We start from the raw sequence: 18,897 nt of genomic DNA, 5'->3' as shown, positions 1-18,897 counted from the left end.
CTATTCAGGGATGAAACAATGCTATACAGCTGCATTAATTACTACGACCAACACTTTTTATAAAAGTTCAGTGAGAACACAAAAAATGAACAAAAAAGCACTTATTTTATCTCTCACTCTCGCTTTTACCCTTGCCGGGTGTGCTACAGCGCCCCCTAAACAGCCAAACGATCTGTGTAAAATTTTTGAAGAAAAGCCTGACTGGTACTTTGATGCAAAAGACGCGCAAGATAAATGGGGCTCTCCTAAACATGTACTCATGAGCATGATGTATCAAGAAAGTTCATTTAAACACGATGCAGCGCCACCAATGGAATACTTTTTGTGGATCATACCAACAGGTAGAGCAAGCTCAGCATATGGCTATTCACAAGCCAAAACTCCTACTTGGGCTGATTACGTTCGTGAAACAGGGAACAGTGGAGCTGATAGAGATGACTTTGATGATGCAATCGATTTTATGGCATGGTTTGTTTATAAAACGCATAAAGTAAACGGCATTTCTAAATGGGATGCTTACGCTCAATACCTCAATTATCATGAAGGTTGGGGGGGATATAAACGTGGCACTTACAAGAAAAAAAAGTGGCTCATGAGCGTAGCTAACAAGGTAAAAAACAGAGCGAGCCGTTATGGTGCGCAATTAAAACGATGTGAGGATGAACTTGATAAAGGTTGGTTGGAACGGTTATTTACGTAATCGAAAAACAGCGTGAATAAGGAGCCTATTGGCTCCTTATTTGTTATTGGCGAGTACGCTTTTTAGGCTGTATTTTAACTAACTTAATCATGTTTTCTTTTACTTCGAGTACTTCTAATGGATAACCCGCAATACGTAAACTGATATTTGCGTCGGGGATATCTTCTAAATATTCAACAATTAAGCCACTCAATGTTTTAGGACCATCAAGAGGGAAGTCCCATTCCATTTCTTTGTTTAAGTCACGAACGTTTGCGCCACCATCTACAATAAACGAGCCATCAGATTGCGTAGTTACTTCTTCACTTGGCGTACGCGTTTGAGTGGTAGTAAAGTCGCCCACCACTTCTTCTAAAATGTCTTCAAGTGTTACTAATCCCTGAATATCGCCGTATTCATCGACCACTATACCAATTCGCTCTTTGGATTGTTGAAACTTAAAGAGCTGGGTATTTAGTGACGTCCCTTCAGGGATAAAGTATATTTCGCGAACGGCACGCAACAGCGACGGTTTGTCAAACTGCTCTTTTGTTAAAAGGCGCAGTGCATCACGTGAGTGAATAAAACCAACGGCATCATCAATGTTATCACGGTACAGTAAAACACGCGTATGCTGCGCATGTGTTAGTTGACGGCTAATTACTTTCCAATCGTCGTTTATATCAATTGCCACAATTTCGTTACGTGGGATCATAATGTCTTCAACAGTGACTTGCTCTAAATCTAAAATAGAAGTCAACATACTCTGGTGGCGAGCAGGTAATAAAGCACCTGACTCATTAACTACCGTTTTTAATTCTTCTTTACTCATGCTGTGCTCATCAATTTGAGCCGCACTAATACCAAATAAACGTAATATGCCGTTAGTTAGCCAGTTTACAACTACAACAAACGGGAACATTATTTTAAGTAACCCTTTAAGGATTACTGAGCTTGGGAAGGCTACTTTTTCAGGATAGAGCGCTGCAAGTGTTTTAGGCGTTACTTCGGCAAATATAAGTACAACTAAGGTAAGCACACCTGTTGCTACCGCAATACCTAAATCACCATATAAACGAATACCTATAATAGTGGCTACTTGAGCCGCCGCTATATTTACTAAGTTGTTACCAATTAAAATGAGACCTATAAGCCTATCGGGACGGCTAAGTAACTTACTGACTCGTTTAGCTGCGCGGTGATCTTGCTTTGCAAGATGTCGCAAGCGTATACGATTGATTGACATGATCCCGGTTTCTGAACCAGAAAAATAAGCAGAAAAAAGTACCAATAATCCTAATGAGATAAACAGGGTACTTGTCGATATGTCGTCCAACGATGGATCCTTTTTTTATAAATCAATGCGTATTAAGCTAGAGTGAGCTACTAGAGTCAAGTTAAAACTTGTTTAGCACCACTTCTTGTACAAAACGGCTGCCAAAATAGGCCAATGTGAGGGTAAATGCTGCAACCATGATGGTAATGACCACAGGTTTACCACGCCAGCCTTGTTTAATATGGCCAAGTGCGACAACAACAAAAATTGCCCATGCTACCAACGAAAGTATGGTTTTATGGATAAACTCTTTGGCAAACATGCCATCGAGAAATACAAATCCGCAAACGAGCGCAACTGTAAGCAGTGCAGTGCCAAGATTAAGAAGTTGGTATAGCTGGCGCTCCACTACCATCAGTGGAGGCAAATGACTGTGCACAATAGCGAAGTCTTTGCGCTTAAGGCGTTTATCTATAAAGTAAAATTGTACGCCGTATAAGGTTGCAATAATCAAAATACAATAAGCAAGTAAGGAAAGTGATATATGAGCAACCAAACCAAGCTCAACGTCTACACTTTGCAGTAATATATGATGGGGTATAAACAAGCTCGCAACAGTTAAAAGGGCTGCAAATCCATACACCACAGGCAATAATAAAGTAGCTGGGAACTTAAGCGACACGGCAGTCACAGATACAACTATAACCCAACAAGTCAGCAGTGCTACATTTACGATGCTTAAATCTTGTCCGTCAGATCGAAATACCGAATTTACCAATAACAGCATATGCGCCAATATAGCAACAGTACTTAAAATGACCGTTATTTTTTGGCTAGGGCCTTGTTTATGAAAAAGCCGTGAAAGTACATGTGACGTTGCTAACACATAAAATATACTGGTGATAATAGTTAAACTGATAATCAGCATTTTGCTTGGGCCACTTAATTTGAGTCAAAAAAATCCTTTCAAGTACAAACGCATTGTATTTTATAGCAACGCAAATGAATAGACCTTAAAAAAGAAACTTAATTCACTGCACTTGAACACTGTATTGTCCGCCACTATTTACGGTATACTGTTTTTAATTCAAATTTAATAATATCAATATCATTAGTCGAGCCGCTAGTTAAATCGGCTGCGTAATTAAATTGGTATAACGTTTTATCGGAACCGATACATGTTTGAGAATCTCCAAGAACGATTAGGTAAAACCTTAAAAAATATCAGTGGCCGTGGCCGCCTAACAGAAGACAATATCAAAGATACTCTTCGCGAAGTGCGCATGGCCTTTTTGGAAGCCGATGTAGCTTTGCCAGTTGTTCGCGATTTTGTAAAGCAAGTTAAAGAACGTGCAGTGGGTGTTGAAGTAACTAAAAGCTTAACGCCTGGACAAGTGTTTGTAAAAATTGTGCGTGAAGAGCTTGAAAAAGCGATGGGCGAAGCAAACGAAGAGCTAAGCCTTAATGCACAACCGCCAGCAGTTGTTATGATGGCCGGCCTGCAAGGTGCGGGTAAAACGACCAGTGTGGGTAAACTTGCTAAGTTTTTAAAAGAGCGCAAGAAAAAATCAGTGCTTGTTGTAAGTGCCGATGTTTATCGTCCTGCAGCAATAAAACAGCTTGAAACGCTAGCGACGGAAGTTGATGTAGATTTCTTCCCAAGTGACATATCACAAAAGCCAGTTGATATTGCTACAGCTGCTATTACTCACGCTAAAAAGAAATTTATCGATGTTGTACTAGTTGATACTGCGGGTCGCTTGCACGTGGATAGCGATATGATGGATGAGATTAAAGATCTTCATTCAGCGATAAATCCAATCGAAACACTATTTGTTGTTGATGCTATGACAGGTCAAGATGCGGCAAATACTGCAAAAGCATTTGACGAAGCTCTACCGCTTACCGGTGTAATACTAACAAAAACAGATGGTGATGCTCGAGGTGGTGCTGCTTTATCTATTCGTCACATAACCGGCAAACCAATTAAGTTTATGGGTGTTGGTGAACGCACCGATGCACTTGAACCATTTCACCCTGATCGTATTGCATCGCGAATTTTAGGCATGGGTGATGTACTTTCATTAATCGAAGAAGTTGAAATGAAAGTGGATAAAGAGCAAGCTGCAAAAGTTGCCGAAAAAGTATTTAAAGGTGCCGGTTTTACACTTGATGACTTTGCTGATCAGTTAAAGCAAATGAAAAATATGGGGGGGATGATGTCGATGCTTGATAAACTCCCTGGCATGTCTAACTTACCAGATGCAGTGAAAGGCCAAATGGGTGATAAAACATTTATCCAAATGGAAGCCATTATTAGTTCTATGACAAAGCAAGAGCGTGCTCGTCCTGAAATAATTAAAGGGTCGCGCAAAAAGCGTATTGCAGCTGGTTCAGGCACACAAGTACAAGAGATAAATAAGCTACTTAAACAGTTCACGCAAATGCAAAAAATGATGAAAAAAATGAAAGGCAAGGGCGGCATGCAAAAAATGATGCGCGGTATGAAAGGGATGTTACCACCTGGCATGATGGGTGGCGGCGGTCCAAAATTCTAGAAATTGAATAAGCATTGTGTTTAATTTGAGCACAATGAATACAAAAAGGGAGCATAACGCTCCTTTTTTGTTGAATAATTTATGCACTCAATACTGCATTAGCTCTAATTTTTAGCCTAGATCACGGTTTAACCTACTAAACTGGCTTTTTGCTTCACTTCTTACTTGCGTTATTGCTAAAAACTCGTACAATTCACCGGCTCCCCATACTGGGGAGTAAATCTTATTAATGAAAACAGTCAATCTATTTAGAGGACGGTATGGTAACTATTCGTTTGCAACGTGGTGGCGCTAAAAAACGCCCTTTCTATCAAATTGTGGTTGCGGATAGCCGTTTCTCGCGTGACGGTCGCTTCATCGAGAAAGTTGGTTTCTTTAACCCAATCGCTTCGGGTCAGGAAGAAAAACTTCGCTTAGATTTATCTCGTGTAGATCACTGGGTAGGTCAGGGCGCAGGTCTTTCAGATCGTGTAGCTAAATTAGTTAAAGACGCTCGTAAAGCGGCTTAATAGGCGTAAGTGTAACCATGAGTCAAGAGAACACCTCATCAATAATTGTCGTAGGAAAGCTCGGCGCCCCTTATGGTATAAAGGGCTGGCTTAAGGTACATTCATTTACTGATGATCCCGCAGGGATCTTCGATTTCAGCCCGTGGTTGATAGGGCAACAAGGTAAATGGCAGTCCTTAGAAGTGGTCGACTGGCGTCGCCACAACAAAGGCTTTATCGCTAAATTTGCGCAAGTAAACGACCGAGACGAAGCAATGGCTTATACCCATGCAGAAATCTCAATGGATGCAACGCAATTACCAGAACTCCCGCAAGGTGAGTTTTATTGGCGAGATCTCATTGGCATGTCGGTTATGACTGATAAAGGTTATAACTTAGGCATTGTTGATGACTTGATGGAGACAGGCTCAAATGACGTACTGGTTGTGAAAGCAAACAGTAAAGATGCATTTGGTCAATCGGAGCGTTTAATTCCTTTTTTAACTGACTCAGTTATAAAAGAGGTTAAATACGACGTAAAAGAAATTACCGTAGACTGGGATCCTGGGTTTTAATGACTCAAACTAGTTCATTATGGGTAGGGGTGATAAGCCTTTTCCCGGACATGTTTGATGCTATTACCCAACAAGGGGTTACTGGTCGCGCAGTAAAAAATGGATTAATCGATTTTAACTGCTGGAATCCTCGAGACTATGCTTTAGATAAGCATAAAACCGTAGATGATCGTCCTTACGGGGGCGGACCGGGTATGTTAATGATGGTTAAACCATTAGAAAAAGCCATCCTTGATGCTAAAAAAGCGGCAGGCGACGGTGCTAAAGTAATTTATATGTCCCCACAAGGGCGCAAACTTGATCAGCAAGGGGCTAGCGAATTAGCTAACTCTGAAAAACTGATTTTGATTGCCGGTCGATATGAAGGTGTAGATGAGAGAATAATAGAGTCATACGTTGACGAAGAATGGTCAATTGGTGATTTTATTTTGAGTGGTGGTGAACTACCAGCCATGACACTAATTGACGCAGTAGCGCGATTGGTGCCAGGCGTATTAGGACACAATCAATCAGCAGAGCAAGACTCATTTTCGGATGGCTTGCTAGATTGTCCTCACTATACACGACCAGAAACATTGGACGACAAACAGGTTCCTGCTGTATTGCTCAGTGGTAATCACCAAGCGATAGCAAAGTGGCGGCTTAAGCAGTCATTAGGCAGAACTTGGTTACGACGTCCTGACTTGTTGCATAACCTAGCTCTGACTGAGGAGCAAGCGGTATTACTCGCAGAATTTCAGCAAGAGTACCAAAAAGCTTGTGGCTAGAAGACAGTTACACCTAGGAAAGTGAGAAACATAATGGCAAAAGTAAACCAAAATATTATTAAAGCGCTTGAAGAAGAGCAGCTTAAAACAGACGTACCTGCATTTGGCCCTGGTGATACAGTGGTTGTACAGGTAAAAGTAAAAGAAGGTGCTAAAGAGCGTCTACAGGCCTTTGAAGGTGTTGTAATCGCTAAGCGTAATCGTGGTCTTCACTCAGCATTCACAGTTCGTAAAATCTCGAACGGTGAAGGTGTTGAGCGTGTATTCCAAACGCACAGCCCTCTTATCGATAGCGTAACAGTTAAGCGTCGCGGTGCAGTTCGCCGTGCTAAGCTTTACTACCTACGTGAGCGTTCTGGTAAATCTGCACGTATTAGAGAAAAACTTAACTAATACGCGCTGTTTATCAACGCAAAAAAACGGGTTGCAGTCTTCGGATTGCAACCCGTTTTCGTTTTTATAAAGGAACACTTATTAGAATAAGAGTTCAGGTGTTTTGTAATATTTAACTTGTTTGAGGGGGGAATTACTGACGCTAATCGCGTTAATAATTATGATGTAGAACAACCAATAAGTTTTTGTGCTACCAACAGGGTTTAATAACTACCAAGTAGATTATTCTATTAATTAAATAGGTATTAATTACTCTAACAACCAAAACTTTCCTAGATGTTATTGAAAATTTTGTGGTTATAAGCCGTTTTTTTGCGATGCGCAAATTTTTTAAAACTTTATTAAGCATACGCTTTGCAATCTAATGTTAAGCTGGTTAACAGTCAGTGAGTTATTTCTCTATTACCTCTGTGCTACAACTTCGGTTTTTACTAATCTATATTTGCTCTGCTCTTTTAACGGTTTACATATCCTGTTAGTATTTATTGTATTGATTAGTTTACCTTTATGTAAATTTATATTTACGATATTTGGTTTTATGGTGAGATTGAACGTGGCAGATATAAGTGATTTAGCCCAGCTGAGAAAAGGCATAGATGAATGTGATACGCAGCTGGTTGCCTTACTAGCTAAACGTAATGGTATTACCCAAAAAATCGGTGAAATCAAACAGCAAACAGGTGCGCCTTTACATGCACCAGAACGTGAAGCTGAGTTACTAGCAGCAAGGCGGGAAGAAGCAATTAGCCAAAGTGTGAGCCCTGATTTAGTAGAAGACATTCTCAGACGGATGATGCGTGAAGCATATCAAAATCAGCAGGCTAAGCTAGCTTGTGTAGCGCCATCGCTTTCTCCTATAGTTATTGTGGGTGGGCAGGGGGCAATGGGCCAGTTATTCGCGCAGCAATTTATGCGCTCGGGCTACGAAGTTAAAGTGCTAGATAAAGATCAACAAGATGATGCTCACAAAATTTTGAGTGGCGCAAAACTGGTTATGATCAGTGTACCAATTAATGCTTTAGAATCTGTAGTTGCTAAACTACCGAAACTAGATGAAGAGTGTTTGCTTGTTGATATAACATCAGTAAAGCAATCGCCAATTAAAGCGCTAAAGGCTGCACATAGCGGCCCGGTTGTCGGTTTGCACCCAATGTTTGGCCCAGATATTTCACATTGGGTAAAACAAACCGTGGTGGTTTGTGAAGGCAGGCATCATCAAGCGGCCAAAGGGCTATTAGAGCAGTTACAAGTGTGGGGATGTCAGCTTGTAGAGCTAGATGCTAAAAAACACGATGAAGCTATGCAAATAATTCAGGTAATGCGACATTTAACAACGTTTGTTTATGGGCAGTTTCTAGCAAAACAAAGCCATACTTTGGCAGAGTTACGAAGCTGTTCGTCGCCAATATACCAATTAGAACTAATGATGGTGGGACGCTTGTTTGCACAATCTCCCGAACTTTATTCAGATATTATGTTAGCTCAATTTGACGATGTAGAAAGTCTATTGGCTCAATACCAAGATACGTTTGCACAAACACTCGAAAAATTAAGGAATGGCAACAAAGCGGCGTTAATAGATGCATTTGCCGATGCAAAATCTTATTTTTCAGACTCTACCGCGCATTTTCTAACACAAAGCCGCAGCTTACTTAACAAAGCGAATGACGCTAAAGTACTCGACTAAATTTGTGACATTAATAATGCAATCTCAAAGGGGCCGAATCTGGCCCCTTTTAGTTTTATATTTAAGTATTAACACTGACGGCTTGCAACGTTTCACTTTGGTAGCAGCCTAATATGCGGACATATTGGGTATGTTCTTTAAGTTCTTCTAACGCTTCTTTTACTTGGCCGTCGGCTAGATTTGCCTCTAAATCAACATAAAACACTTCTTCCCACGGATTGCCCGGAGTAGGACGAGATTCCAATTTTACTAAGTTTATTTTGTGTTGCTTAAAAATCATCAGTGCATCAGCAAGTGAACCAGCCTGTTGTTTAGTAGACATAATTAAACTGGTCTTTGTTGGTATTTGATTCGACACATGTAAAGGCTTACGCGCTACGACTATAAAGCGGCTGTGGTTTTCGCTTTGGTTAGCTAAGTTTGATTTAATAACTTCGAGTCCTACATTCTTGCCGGCTTGGGCTGAACCAATGGCAGCACTATTTGGTGTGCTTAGCGCAGATTGAAGCGCCGAGGATGTTGAATCACAGGTTTCTTGTTGTAAATCACCTAACCCTTGCAAAAAGCGGCTGCATTGTGCAAACGGTTGAGGGTGTGCAAATAATTTTGTAATTTGGGCTAGTTGAGTGTCCGGTGAAGCTAATAAACAATGTTCAACACTGTGTGTTACTTCACCAACAATAGAGACTTGCGCATGCTGAAGCAAATCAAATACTTCATTAATGCTCCCTGAGCTTGTATTTTCAATGGGAAGTAAACCAAAATCGGCTTGTCCGTTTTCTACTTTTGAGGTGATTTCTTCAAACGATGAACAACCTATTTCAACAAGCTTTCCTGGACGACGACTAAAGTATTTATGGCAAGCTAATTGACTATATGAACCTTGCCCACCAAGGTAAGTCACACGATGTGTTTCACTTAAAGCATCAGGATTTAGATTTTTTTGAAGCATTGCTTGTTGATGAAGTACTGAGTCTTCCAGGATTGTTTGAAAAACATTATTTACATAATACGCATCCAAGCCGAGTGATTTACCGTAACCAATGAGTTTTTCAAGCAATGCTAATTCACGAGCCTCATCACGAATGGGTTTATTATTCGCAATCTTATATTCGACAACGCCGTGACTAATACGACGTCGCTTAGCTAGCAGTACGAGTAAATCAGAATCTATTTCGTTTATATCATGTCTTAAGGTGTTTAAAACATCGTTGGTCATTTTTGGTTTCCTCATTCCAAAATTAATCTGCGTAAACGCAGCATATACAAAAAAGCCTCCCGGTTGGGAGGCTTTACTATTCGATTGATTTATCTCACAAACAGGCAAGCCTCTTTATATAAAGAAGCTAAAAAAAGAAAAAATAGTGCGAGAATTAAATATGTTCATGCACTTAATGTATGGAGAGTTAGGAGTAATGTCAATAATATACTTTACTAACATAGTGCTTAAGTATTGATTATTTCAACTTTTGTAATTTTTTTATAAAGTTTACAAAAAATTTATAATAATGAATTTGAATCTGGTATATTTCATTAACAGCTAAATAATAACAATTATTAATAATTAAGGTTGGCTTGTGCTATATAGACGCCCTCCATCGCGTTTTGGAATAAACTCTTTAAGTGTAAAACTGTCGTTACTTATATCTTCAATTTGTTTAATTGCGGGTGTTTGTGCTGCATTTTTTATGCTTAAATCAGAGGAAAAACAGCTGGTTTTTGAAGAGCATGAAGTACTAAAAAGCTCGACCGATTTATTAGTAAGGCAATTTAAAGAACGAATAAAAACTAAAGTAAATATTGCTAAGCAAGCTAACAACATAGTTAATGAGCAGTTATTTCAAAAAAACTCCCCCATTGATCTAACCAGTAAAGCGCAACTACAGTTTAACAGTGATGGTACGATTCGAAGCGCTTCATCTGATGGCTTATCGGCCGCTTTTTTACCACAAGAAAAGTACAGTCCTTTTTACAAACAGCTATTTAATAATTCTGAAGCACTCTGGGATGTTATTTCACCAACACTAGTTTATGACTTCTACAATTTTTACCTTATTACGAATGATGACTTTATTAGGATATCGCCTCCTAATTGGGCGTTAAATGCCCCTGCTGATTTTCGGGTAAGCGCAGGCTCAACTTACAAGTATGTTCGAGAAAGCTTAGGTAACTCAATAGAACCAGAATGGTCAAAGGTTTATTACGATAGGGTATGGCATGATTGGGTGATCAGTTTACTGGTTCCTATTTATTCGAATAATGAATTTATAGGGGTTACAGGCAGTGATATTACGCTTAATAAACTCGTGTCTTTTTTACCCATAGGAGACAAAGAAAAAAACTTACTCGTTTTTGATAGCAAAGGCCAATTATTAGCTCACCCAGATTTAAGTGCTTCATTACTTGCTGAATACGGAAAAAATAACAAAACAGTAGTTATGGACGAGTTTGTAAACCCACAGCTTAAGTCAATTGTAGGTGAAGCAATTGCGACCAAGCTTCCTGAGTATGCCAGCTCATTTTTACAAAATGATGAGGCACACTTAATCAATATTCAAAAAATTGATGAACTAGATTGGTATATAGGCGTTTATAAAAAGCGTTCTTCTACATTGTCTGCACTGCAAGATTTAAAGTTTAAGTTTTTTGGCCTCTTTATTCTTTACGCTATTTTAGTTGCCTTGTTATTGCATCAAGCATTGCAGCATCTTGTGTTACGCCGATTGCATTCACTTGTTTATGCGGTGTCGAGTTTTGGACAAGGAAAACTTGATACTAAATTCCCAGAAGAGAACAAAGACGAAATTGGTACGCTTAACGGTTCGTTTAAAGATATGACGATTGAAATTCGTAAATTAATTGACGGACTTAACCAGCGAATTTCAGAAAAAGAAATAGCCGAAAAAGCAGCTAACCGATTATCAAAAGCAGTCGCTTTCTCAGGAACAGGTGTAGTTATAACTGACGAAAACTTTGTTATTGAATACGTTAACCCTAAAATGTTAGAAATGACTGGGTACCCTGAAAGCCACTTTACCCGAGCACCCCTTTTAAATATTGTTGCTTCAGATATGGCGATTTTGGTTGAAGATATTGATATTGATCTTCGTAGTCGCAACTATTGGCGCGGCGATACCTTAATTGAAAGCAAAGGTAAACAGCCTATATGGGTTTCATTAAGCGTTTCACCAATACGTGAAGAGGGGGGCAATATCACCAGTTATGTTGCTTCTGCACAAGATATTTCGTTTGTTAAAGAAAGCCAACGCAAAATGGAACAGTTGGCTTATTTTGACACGCTAACAGGTTTGGCAAACAGAACCTTCTTTAGAATGCAGCTGCGCAAATCTCTTGCACTTGCAGAACGCGGTCATTACGCGTTTTCACTTTTTTACTTTGATTTGGATGAGTTTAAACGCATAAACGACACCCTTGGCCACGATGCGGGCGATCAACTATTAATACAGGTTGCAAATAGACTTAAAAAACGTCTTCGCTCTGAAGATACTATTGCACGCTTGGGTGGTGATGAGTTTGCAGTACTATTGAGTGGTATCGAAAGCCAAGAACACGCAACCGATGTGGCAAATACAATTCAGCAAACACTTAGTATGCCTATCATGCTGGGCAATAATGAGGTCATTATAAGTGCCAGTATTGGTATTACTATGGCGCCGTACGATAGCCTAGAAGAAGACCAATTATTAAAGCATGCTGATTTAGCGATGTACGAGGCAAAAGAAAAAGGGCGTAATACGTTCCACTTTTATAGCCAAGAACTTAATGCGGCCGCAAATGAGCGCTTATTCATTGAAAACGAACTGCGTATTGCATTAAAAGAAGACCAGTTTGTGGTTTATTATCAGCCACAAATCGATAGCCGTACTCAACAGGTTGTTGGATACGAGGCCTTATTAAGGTGGTTCCACCCAACAGAAGGGTTAATACCGCCGGATAAGTTTATTCCGATTGCTGAGGCGACAGGGCTTATTGTTGAATTAGGTGAGTGGGTATTACAGGAGTCATGTAATTTTGTTGTGAGATTAACAGAGCAAAACCGTGAAAATAATGTATCTATAAACTTATCTGCTCGCCAATTTAAAGATTCGAATCTTGTGCCAACCCTAAGTAAAATGATTATTACATCAGGTGTATCGGCTGAGCGCTTACATTTAGAGTTAACCGAAAGCATGTTAATGGGGAACGTAGAGGCCGCTATTACACAACTTCATCAGTTAAAAGCGTTAGGTATTTCTATTTCAATTGACGATTTTGGAACGGGTTATTCTTCACTGAGTTATTTAAAACGCTTTCCGGTGGATATACTCAAAATAGATCGTTCATTTGTGCAAGATATCCCAGAAGATAGCAATGATATGGAAATTACAGCCGCTATCATAGCAATGGCTCAAAAGCTTAATTTAGATGTCGTTGCCGAAGGGGTAGAAACCATAGAGCAAGTAGAGTTTTTACAAAATAACAACTGCTTTATAGTGCAAGGGTACTATTACAGCCGCCCAATTCCTGAATCTGATTTACCAGACTTATATACTAAGCTGGGTGAAGTACCATTTAAAAAAGTAATGTAGTTTATAATTGCGGGTTAACCACCCGCAATTTTCACTTTAAATTTTAAGCCTTCTAAAATCGCTTTTAATTTATCTCGGTCATCGCCTTGAACTTCAATAATACCTTCTTTTACAGCGCCGCCTTGGCCCATTTTACTCTTTATTGTTTTAGCTAACTTTTTTAAGTCATGTTCTTTTGGGTCAATGCCAACTACAAGCATTACGCCTTTTCCTTTACGGCCTTTTGTTTGACGCTCAATACGCACAAAACCATCTTTGAAGAGCTTAATATCAAGCTCTTTTTCTGGTTTTGGCTGGTCAATGCGTCCAGTGCTTGTTGAATATACTAAGTGACTATCTGTCATGGTTTACCTTATTCAGTCAAAATGTATTAAATAATGGCGTAAATGATAGCAAATTTGCAGTTGTGTGTTTTTCTTTTTGCTAAATAGTTTTAACAGGTTATATTTAGTCAAAGATACATTTAACGGAGAAATCAATGAATTTAACTACTCGTACATCAGCCGATGGAAAAGCGTTAACAATACAAATAAAGGGAAAGTTTGACTTTAATTTAGTTCAGTCTTTTCGCCAAGCCTATGCACAAATAGACAATGGCACTAATAAAGTTATTGTTGATTTAAGAGAAACTGACTACATGGATAGTTCTGCCCTGGGTATGCTTTTAAATATGAAAAAAACATTAGAAGATAAAGTGACTGTGTTTGAAATTACTAATTGCCAGCCACAGCTTAAAAAAATACTACAAATATCGCGCTTCGATAAGAAATTTGACATTAGCTAATGGCAGCACACGTTCTTATTGTCGATGACCAGGCATTAAACCGTATTTTACTAAGTCAAATGCTTAAAGATGAGGGGTATCAAATATCGATGGCCTATAACGGCCAAGAAGCCATTAAAATCCTCGAACATGAACCCATAGACATTGTGTTACTCGATGTAATTATGCCAGTTATGGACGGTTTTGAGACAGCCAAAATAATAAAAAATAATCACAGTGACGTTTATTTACCTATTATTTTTATTACTTCTTTAGATGACAAAGCAAGTTTTGAAAAATGTTTAGAGGTTGGTGGGGATGACTTTATTCATAAACCATTTGATAAAGTAATCCTTAACGCAAAAATTAAAGCGCATAGAAGAACCCGAGAATTAAGTAAAAAAGCGAATCAGCAAAAGCAACTTCTCGAATATCACCATAATCAAATTGAGCGTGAACACGAAATTGTTGAGCATATTTTTAATAATTCGCTCGAAAATCAAGATGGTTTTAAGCAGCACCTCGACTTTAATTTATCTCCCGCTTCTATGTTTAACGGCGACATGTTTTTAGTTGCGCAAAGTCCAATAGGTAACTTGTATTGTATGCTGGGCGATTTTACCGGGCATGGTCTAGCAGCTGCTATTGGTGCACTTCCTGTATCTCGTGCATTTTATACAATGGTAAATAAAGGCAAGGCCGTTAATGATATTGCTTTTGAGTTAAATACGCTTTTATACAACCTGCTACCAGGGCACATGTTTTGTGCGGCGACTATTGTAGAGCTCAGTGCATCTGGAAAAAGTATATCAGCGTGGCTTGGTGGTTTACCTGATGCATACTTGATTGATAGCGAAGGCAATATAAAAAAAACGCTAGAGTCTCAGCATATGGCACTGGGCATATTAGACAAACATGAATTTGAGTACGACTTAATACATTTTGAAGTAAATAGTGATACGCGTTTAGTGCTTGCTACCGACGGCATAATAGAAACGACAAATAAACAAGATGATTTTTTTGCCGAAGACCGCTTTATAGCCACCCTGCAAAGTAAGCCTATGATCACCTGTGAGGATATAATTGCTCATGTCAGCGATTTTGCACAGGGCTTACAACAACAAGACGATGTAAGCATTGTGCTGCTTAACTGCTTGCCTTTGCCGATGGAAGAAAAGCCCAGAGAACCTTTCTCAACGCTTGCTTTTAATTTGTCATTGAGCCTAAATTCAAAACAAATTAAACAAACTGATCCCGTCTACGACATTGTAAATATTCTTAGTCGTATTGAAGGATTAAATGATCACCGCTCAAACATATTTTTACTCCTTTCTGAAGCTTACAATAACTCACTTGATCATGGTGTTTTAGGATTAGACTCTGCGATTAAACTTCAGGAAGACGGTTTTTTTAAATTTTATGAAATGCGTGAAAAGGCAATAAGTGAGCTAAAAGATGCCATGATCATCATTGATATACGTTATTGCCCAGATACACTTAGCCTCCATTTTATGATTTGTGATTCGGGTAGGGGGTTTAGTAGTCAGTCAAATGATAGAATGAGTGGTAATAATGAATTTGGTCGGGGCCTGTCATTGCTTGAAGAAATAGCAGAAAAAGTGACTTACAACGCAAGCGGTAACCAAGTTGAAATGTGCTATAAGATGATCTAGCTCTGCGAAAATATCCATGCTATTATCCTTGAAACTTTAGATGTATGGATGGCCAAATGATTTCTTCTTATTTAACGCAAGCGCAGTTAAGCGTCGATGCAAACTTAATTTCAGCCGAGCTTGAAAAGCTCGAGAATTATCTTGCGCATACATCTTTGCCAGAAACTCGTTGGCAGTATCAAATACCTGAATTAGGCGAAGGCGGAGCATGTAGCTTATTTGGTTACTTGCAAGATGAACCTTTCAACCTTGCTGATTTCATAAATAACGATAGCAATACCAATGACAAGCTTGCACAGCTGCAAAGTATTGTTAACTATGTGCACTCGCAAACGGGTGTTGACTGGTATGGTATTTATCAATCAACGGACACTGACGAAGGTAAACAACTATTAAAGCTTGCTTATCATGGCGTGCCTAGCCGTCCTTTATTTCCGCTTACACAAGCCTTTGCTGCAGGAAGCAATAACGTTCAAGTGGCTTTATCTCAAAAAGGCCGCATTATTAATAATGTAGAGCAATACTTGGCACAAGGTGGAGAATATTATACCTGTGACCCTAAAGTTAAATCTGAAGTGTGTTTGCCTTTGTTTAATGCTCAAAATGATTGCGTAGGTATTATTGATGCGGAAGCATTTAATAATGATTTTTTTGATGAAAAAGTACTGGCCATTTTAATTGCATGTTGTATTAAAATTCCTCATTCACTAGTGTAAATAACACTAGTCAACGTGATGTGCTTTTATGTTAAGCTAAGCTTAATTGCTAACCCATAAATATAGATAAGAGATAGCCCATGTTCTCAGTATTAAAACCATTACCAACTGATCCGATCCTTGGCCTTATGGCGGCCTACAAACAAGACACAAACCCTAATAAAATTGATTTAGGTGTGGGTGTTTACAAAGATGAGCACGGCAATACACCTGTACTAAATGCAGTAAAAAAAGCAGAAGCGTTCCGTTTGGAAAATGAAACAAGCAAATCTTATATTGGCTTAGCAGGTAACTTAGATTACTGTCAAAAAATGGAACAGCTATTACTTGGTGAGCACCAAGCATTATTGGCTAATCGTGTTCGTACTGCACAAGCACCAGGTGGTACAGGCGCACTTCGTGTTGCTGCTGAATTTATTAAACGCTGTAATACAGATGCAACCGTGTGGGTTACAACGCCGACTTGGGCAAACCACATTAGTTTATTTGAAGCGGCAGGTTTAACCGTCAAAGAATACCCGTACTACGACTACGAAAATAAAGATCTGTTATTTGATGAAATGATCAATACCCTTAAGCAAGTACCAAAGGGTGATGTAGTGCTGTTACATGCATGTTGTCATAACCCAAGTGGTATGGATTTAAACGAAGAGCAGTGGAAAACCGTTGCAGAGCTTGCCAAAGAGGTTGGCTTTACACCGTTAGTAGATATTGCTTATCAAGGTTTTGGTTCTTCACTTGAAGAAGACGCACGCGGGCTACGTATTTTAGCCGACGCCGTAGAAGAGTTAATTATTTGCTCTTCGTGCTCTAAAAACTTTGGTCTATACCGTGAGCGTATAGGTGCATGTTCATTAATCGCAAAAGACAGTGCAACAGCTGATGTGTCTAACTCAGTAATGTTAAGTGTGGTACGTAGTATTTACTCAATGCCTCCGGCACATGGCGCTGATATTGTTAACACTATTCTAAGCAGTACAGAGCTTACGCAAATGTGGCATGCTGAACTTGATGAAATGCGTACACGTATTAATGGCCTTCGTAGTTTAATTAAAGAAAGTCTAGCATCAAAAGACATAGCGCAAGACTTTTCGTTTATTGAACGTCAACACGGTATGTTTTCGTTCTTGGGTATTAATAAAGAGCAAATTGAGCGATTACAAAAAGAATACGGTATATACATTGTTGGCTCAAGCCGCGTAAATGTAGCGGGTGTTAGCAAAGCAAACCTTGATTACTTTGCAAATGCAGTGGCTGACGTTTGTAAATGAGCAGTTAATATAAAAAAACCGCACTCCATTAATAATGGTATGCGGTTTTTTATTAACTAAATTTTGTTGTTACAAAAGTACGGTTTAACCAATTGCGGGTATAAACCCCGCCATTTGCATAAATTGCGCAGCAATTATTAGCACGCCACATAACCCTGCAATTAATAGCCCAATACTACCACTTTGTACTTTATAACCAGTGACAGTGCTTGCTGAACCTCGTTGCTTATAAACCATAGCAACAGGTAAAAATACAGCTAATACAACTAAAGCTATAGCAGCGTAACCTAGAGCCATAATAAACCCTTGCGGGTAAAAAAGGGCAAACCCCAAAGGCGGTATAAACGTAACAAGCGCGGTTTTAATTCGGCCTACGTTGTTATCGACTTGCTTGAATGTATCGGCAAAAAAGTCAAATAAACCCAAGCTTACACCTAAAAATGAAGTTGCTAGTGCTAAATCAGCAAATAACTTTACCGCTACCGACACATTTGAATTATGTGCAATGCTTGCAACACTGGCTACAAACCCGCTCAAACCTTCGCTATTAAGTAAATCGCTTTGGCTCATAATACCTTGGCTTAGTAATTGCCAAAAAATATAAATAACTAAAGGAAGTGCCGCGCCTGCAATCATCACTTTACGAAGCGTTTTTACGTCAAGGCCTACGTATTTCACGATTGATGGAATAGAGCCATGAAATCCAAAAGAGGTAAAGACGACAGGGATCGCGGATAATATTAATCCTTGTTGTACTGGCATTTCGAGTAAATGCTTGGCTTGTACATAAGGTGTAAGCATATAAAATAGGCTGGCTAAAACAATCACTTTAATTGTAAACAGCACTCTATTGAATTTATCTACTTTGCTTGTTCCCAGTGTAACTACGCTTGCAATAATGACCGCTAATATGACAGACCCAAATTGGGGAGCCATGTCTAAATCAAATCCAAGATTAATTCGTTCTTGAAGCTGTGCACCACCGCCTGCAATATACGCTGCGCATAAAGCATAAAATAAAAACACCATAGAAAAATTGGCAATGTATTGACCACGCTTCCCAAGCCAGCGTTTAGCAAGTGTATTCAACGTGGCATCACGTGGGGCAAATTGATGTAGCTCTAACATCAGTAAAGCGGTGTAAGTCATTAATACCCAGCTTGCAACAATAAGTGCAAGTGCAGTCATAAAACCTAAACCAGCAGAGGCGATAGGTAAAGCAAGCATGCCAGCACCAATTGTGGTACCAGCTACGATTAACATGCTGCCTATTGTTTTATTTTTGAGCACTTAATTACCTTAATTATTATTAATTTACACGCACGATATAACTACTTCAGTAAAACTCAAATAGTTTTGTTCTAAATGGCATTAAATAAAATGTAACTTACAATTTACAGCTGTATATTTACACGTTTTTTAATCTTTAATATGATTAAACGCCTATTCATAAACCCTTTAC

17 protein-coding genes are annotated in these 18,897 nt (G+C 39.1%); 12 read left to right on the top strand and 5 right to left on the bottom strand.

Features of this window, described 5'->3' with window-relative positions; genetic code table 11:
• Positions 1-85 precede the first annotated feature (85 nt).
• Positions 86-700, top strand: a complete 615-nt coding sequence (locus CWB62_RS00825; protein WP_138528694.1) for a transglycosylase SLT domain-containing protein — start codon at positions 86-88, stop codon at positions 698-700.
• A 43-nt stretch (positions 701-743) separates the two neighbouring features.
• Here CWB62_RS00825 and CWB62_RS00820 read toward each other — a convergent pair whose 3' ends face one another.
• Positions 744-2,015 carry an HlyC/CorC family transporter gene (locus tag CWB62_RS00820; RefSeq protein WP_138528692.1) on the bottom strand — a complete coding sequence of 424 codons (1,272 nt, stop codon included), beginning with the start codon at positions 2,013-2,015 and terminating at the stop codon, positions 744-746.
• A gap of 61 nt (positions 2,016-2,076) precedes the next feature.
• A complete protein-coding gene (locus CWB62_RS00815) occupies positions 2,077-2,883 on the bottom strand; it encodes a cytochrome C assembly family protein (protein WP_138528690.1) in 807 nt (268 codons plus the stop codon).
• A gap of 250 nt (positions 2,884-3,133) precedes the next feature.
• Between CWB62_RS00815 and ffh the strand changes: the two genes are divergently transcribed.
• The 6 genes from ffh to tyrA all read left to right on the top strand — a co-directional run bounded on the left by ffh (position 3,134) and on the right by tyrA (position 8,423).
• Complete coding sequence (ffh, locus tag CWB62_RS00810; protein WP_006792800.1) at positions 3,134-4,513, top strand: signal recognition particle protein; 1,380 nt, start codon at positions 3,134-3,136, stop codon at positions 4,511-4,513.
• Between the two features lie 260 nt (positions 4,514-4,773).
• Positions 4,774-5,022: a 30S ribosomal protein S16 gene (gene rpsP, locus CWB62_RS00805; RefSeq protein ID WP_006792801.1), complete on the top strand. Its 249-nt coding sequence runs from the start codon at positions 4,774-4,776 to the stop codon at positions 5,020-5,022.
• A gap of 17 nt (positions 5,023-5,039) precedes the next feature.
• On the top strand, positions 5,040-5,576 hold the full coding sequence (gene rimM / locus CWB62_RS00800) for a ribosome maturation factor RimM (protein WP_058403461.1): 537 nt from the start codon (positions 5,040-5,042) through the stop codon (positions 5,574-5,576).
• Positions 5,576-6,343, top strand: a complete 768-nt coding sequence (gene trmD, locus CWB62_RS00795; RefSeq protein WP_058403460.1) for a tRNA (guanosine(37)-N1)-methyltransferase TrmD — start codon at positions 5,576-5,578, stop codon at positions 6,341-6,343. Before rimM ends, trmD begins: the two co-directional genes overlap by 1 nt.
• Before the next feature lie 33 nt (positions 6,344-6,376).
• Positions 6,377-6,736 carry a 50S ribosomal protein L19 gene (gene rplS, locus CWB62_RS00790; RefSeq protein ID WP_008132530.1) on the top strand — a complete coding sequence of 120 codons (360 nt, stop codon included), beginning with the start codon at positions 6,377-6,379 and terminating at the stop codon, positions 6,734-6,736.
• Positions 6,737-7,289: 553 nt separating this feature from the next.
• Positions 7,290-8,423 carry a bifunctional chorismate mutase/prephenate dehydrogenase gene (gene tyrA, locus CWB62_RS00785; protein ID WP_138528687.1) on the top strand — a complete coding sequence of 378 codons (1,134 nt, stop codon included), beginning with the start codon at positions 7,290-7,292 and terminating at the stop codon, positions 8,421-8,423.
• A 61-nt stretch (positions 8,424-8,484) separates the two neighbouring features.
• Here tyrA and CWB62_RS00780 read toward each other — a convergent pair whose 3' ends face one another.
• Positions 8,485-9,642 carry a chorismate mutase gene (locus CWB62_RS00780; RefSeq protein WP_138528685.1) on the bottom strand — a complete coding sequence of 386 codons (1,158 nt, stop codon included), beginning with the start codon at positions 9,640-9,642 and terminating at the stop codon, positions 8,485-8,487.
• 358 nt (positions 9,643-10,000) lie between these two features.
• On the opposite strand from CWB62_RS00780, the gene CWB62_RS00775 reads away from it, so the two are divergent.
• Positions 10,001-13,012 carry a bifunctional diguanylate cyclase/phosphodiesterase gene (locus tag CWB62_RS00775; RefSeq protein ID WP_138528683.1) on the top strand — a complete coding sequence of 1,004 codons (3,012 nt, stop codon included), beginning with the start codon at positions 10,001-10,003 and terminating at the stop codon, positions 13,010-13,012.
• Between the two features lie 14 nt (positions 13,013-13,026).
• Here CWB62_RS00775 and CWB62_RS00770 read toward each other — a convergent pair whose 3' ends face one another.
• Positions 13,027-13,356 carry an SUI1 family translation initiation factor gene (locus tag CWB62_RS00770; protein WP_058403457.1) on the bottom strand — a complete coding sequence of 110 codons (330 nt, stop codon included), beginning with the start codon at positions 13,354-13,356 and terminating at the stop codon, positions 13,027-13,029.
• 134 nt (positions 13,357-13,490) lie between these two features.
• Between CWB62_RS00770 and CWB62_RS00765 the strand changes: the two genes are divergently transcribed.
• From CWB62_RS00765 to CWB62_RS00750, 4 genes are all read left to right on the top strand, one after another.
• Positions 13,491-13,796, top strand: coding sequence for an STAS domain-containing protein (locus CWB62_RS00765; RefSeq protein WP_058551023.1), 306 nt, complete (start codon positions 13,491-13,493; stop codon positions 13,794-13,796).
• Positions 13,796-15,448 (top strand): SpoIIE family protein phosphatase, encoded by a 1,653-nt coding sequence (locus CWB62_RS00760; RefSeq protein ID WP_138528682.1) that lies wholly within the window; start codon positions 13,796-13,798, stop codon positions 15,446-15,448. Before CWB62_RS00765 ends, CWB62_RS00760 begins: the two co-directional genes overlap by 1 nt.
• Positions 15,449-15,504: 56 nt before the next feature.
• Entirely contained in the window at positions 15,505-16,164 is a 660-nt protein-coding gene (locus CWB62_RS00755; RefSeq protein WP_138528680.1) for a GAF domain-containing protein, read from the top strand.
• Positions 16,165-16,244: 80 nt separating this feature from the next.
• Complete coding sequence (locus CWB62_RS00750; RefSeq protein ID WP_058551026.1) at positions 16,245-17,435, top strand: amino acid aminotransferase; 1,191 nt, start codon at positions 16,245-16,247, stop codon at positions 17,433-17,435.
• A gap of 84 nt (positions 17,436-17,519) precedes the next feature.
• Here the strand turns inward: CWB62_RS00750 and CWB62_RS00745 are convergent, their stop codons facing one another.
• Entirely contained in the window at positions 17,520-18,725 is a 1,206-nt protein-coding gene (locus CWB62_RS00745) for an aromatic amino acid transport family protein (protein ID WP_138528678.1), read from the bottom strand.
• Positions 18,726-18,897: the final 172 nt, after the last annotated feature.

The sequence above is a fragment of the Pseudoalteromonas sp. S408 genome, assembly GCF_005886645.1.
GTDB lineage: Bacteria > Pseudomonadota > Gammaproteobacteria > Enterobacterales > Alteromonadaceae > Pseudoalteromonas.
The sequence above is the reverse complement of the archived record's forward strand: the minus strand, read 5'-3'. Positions and strand labels throughout refer to the sequence as shown.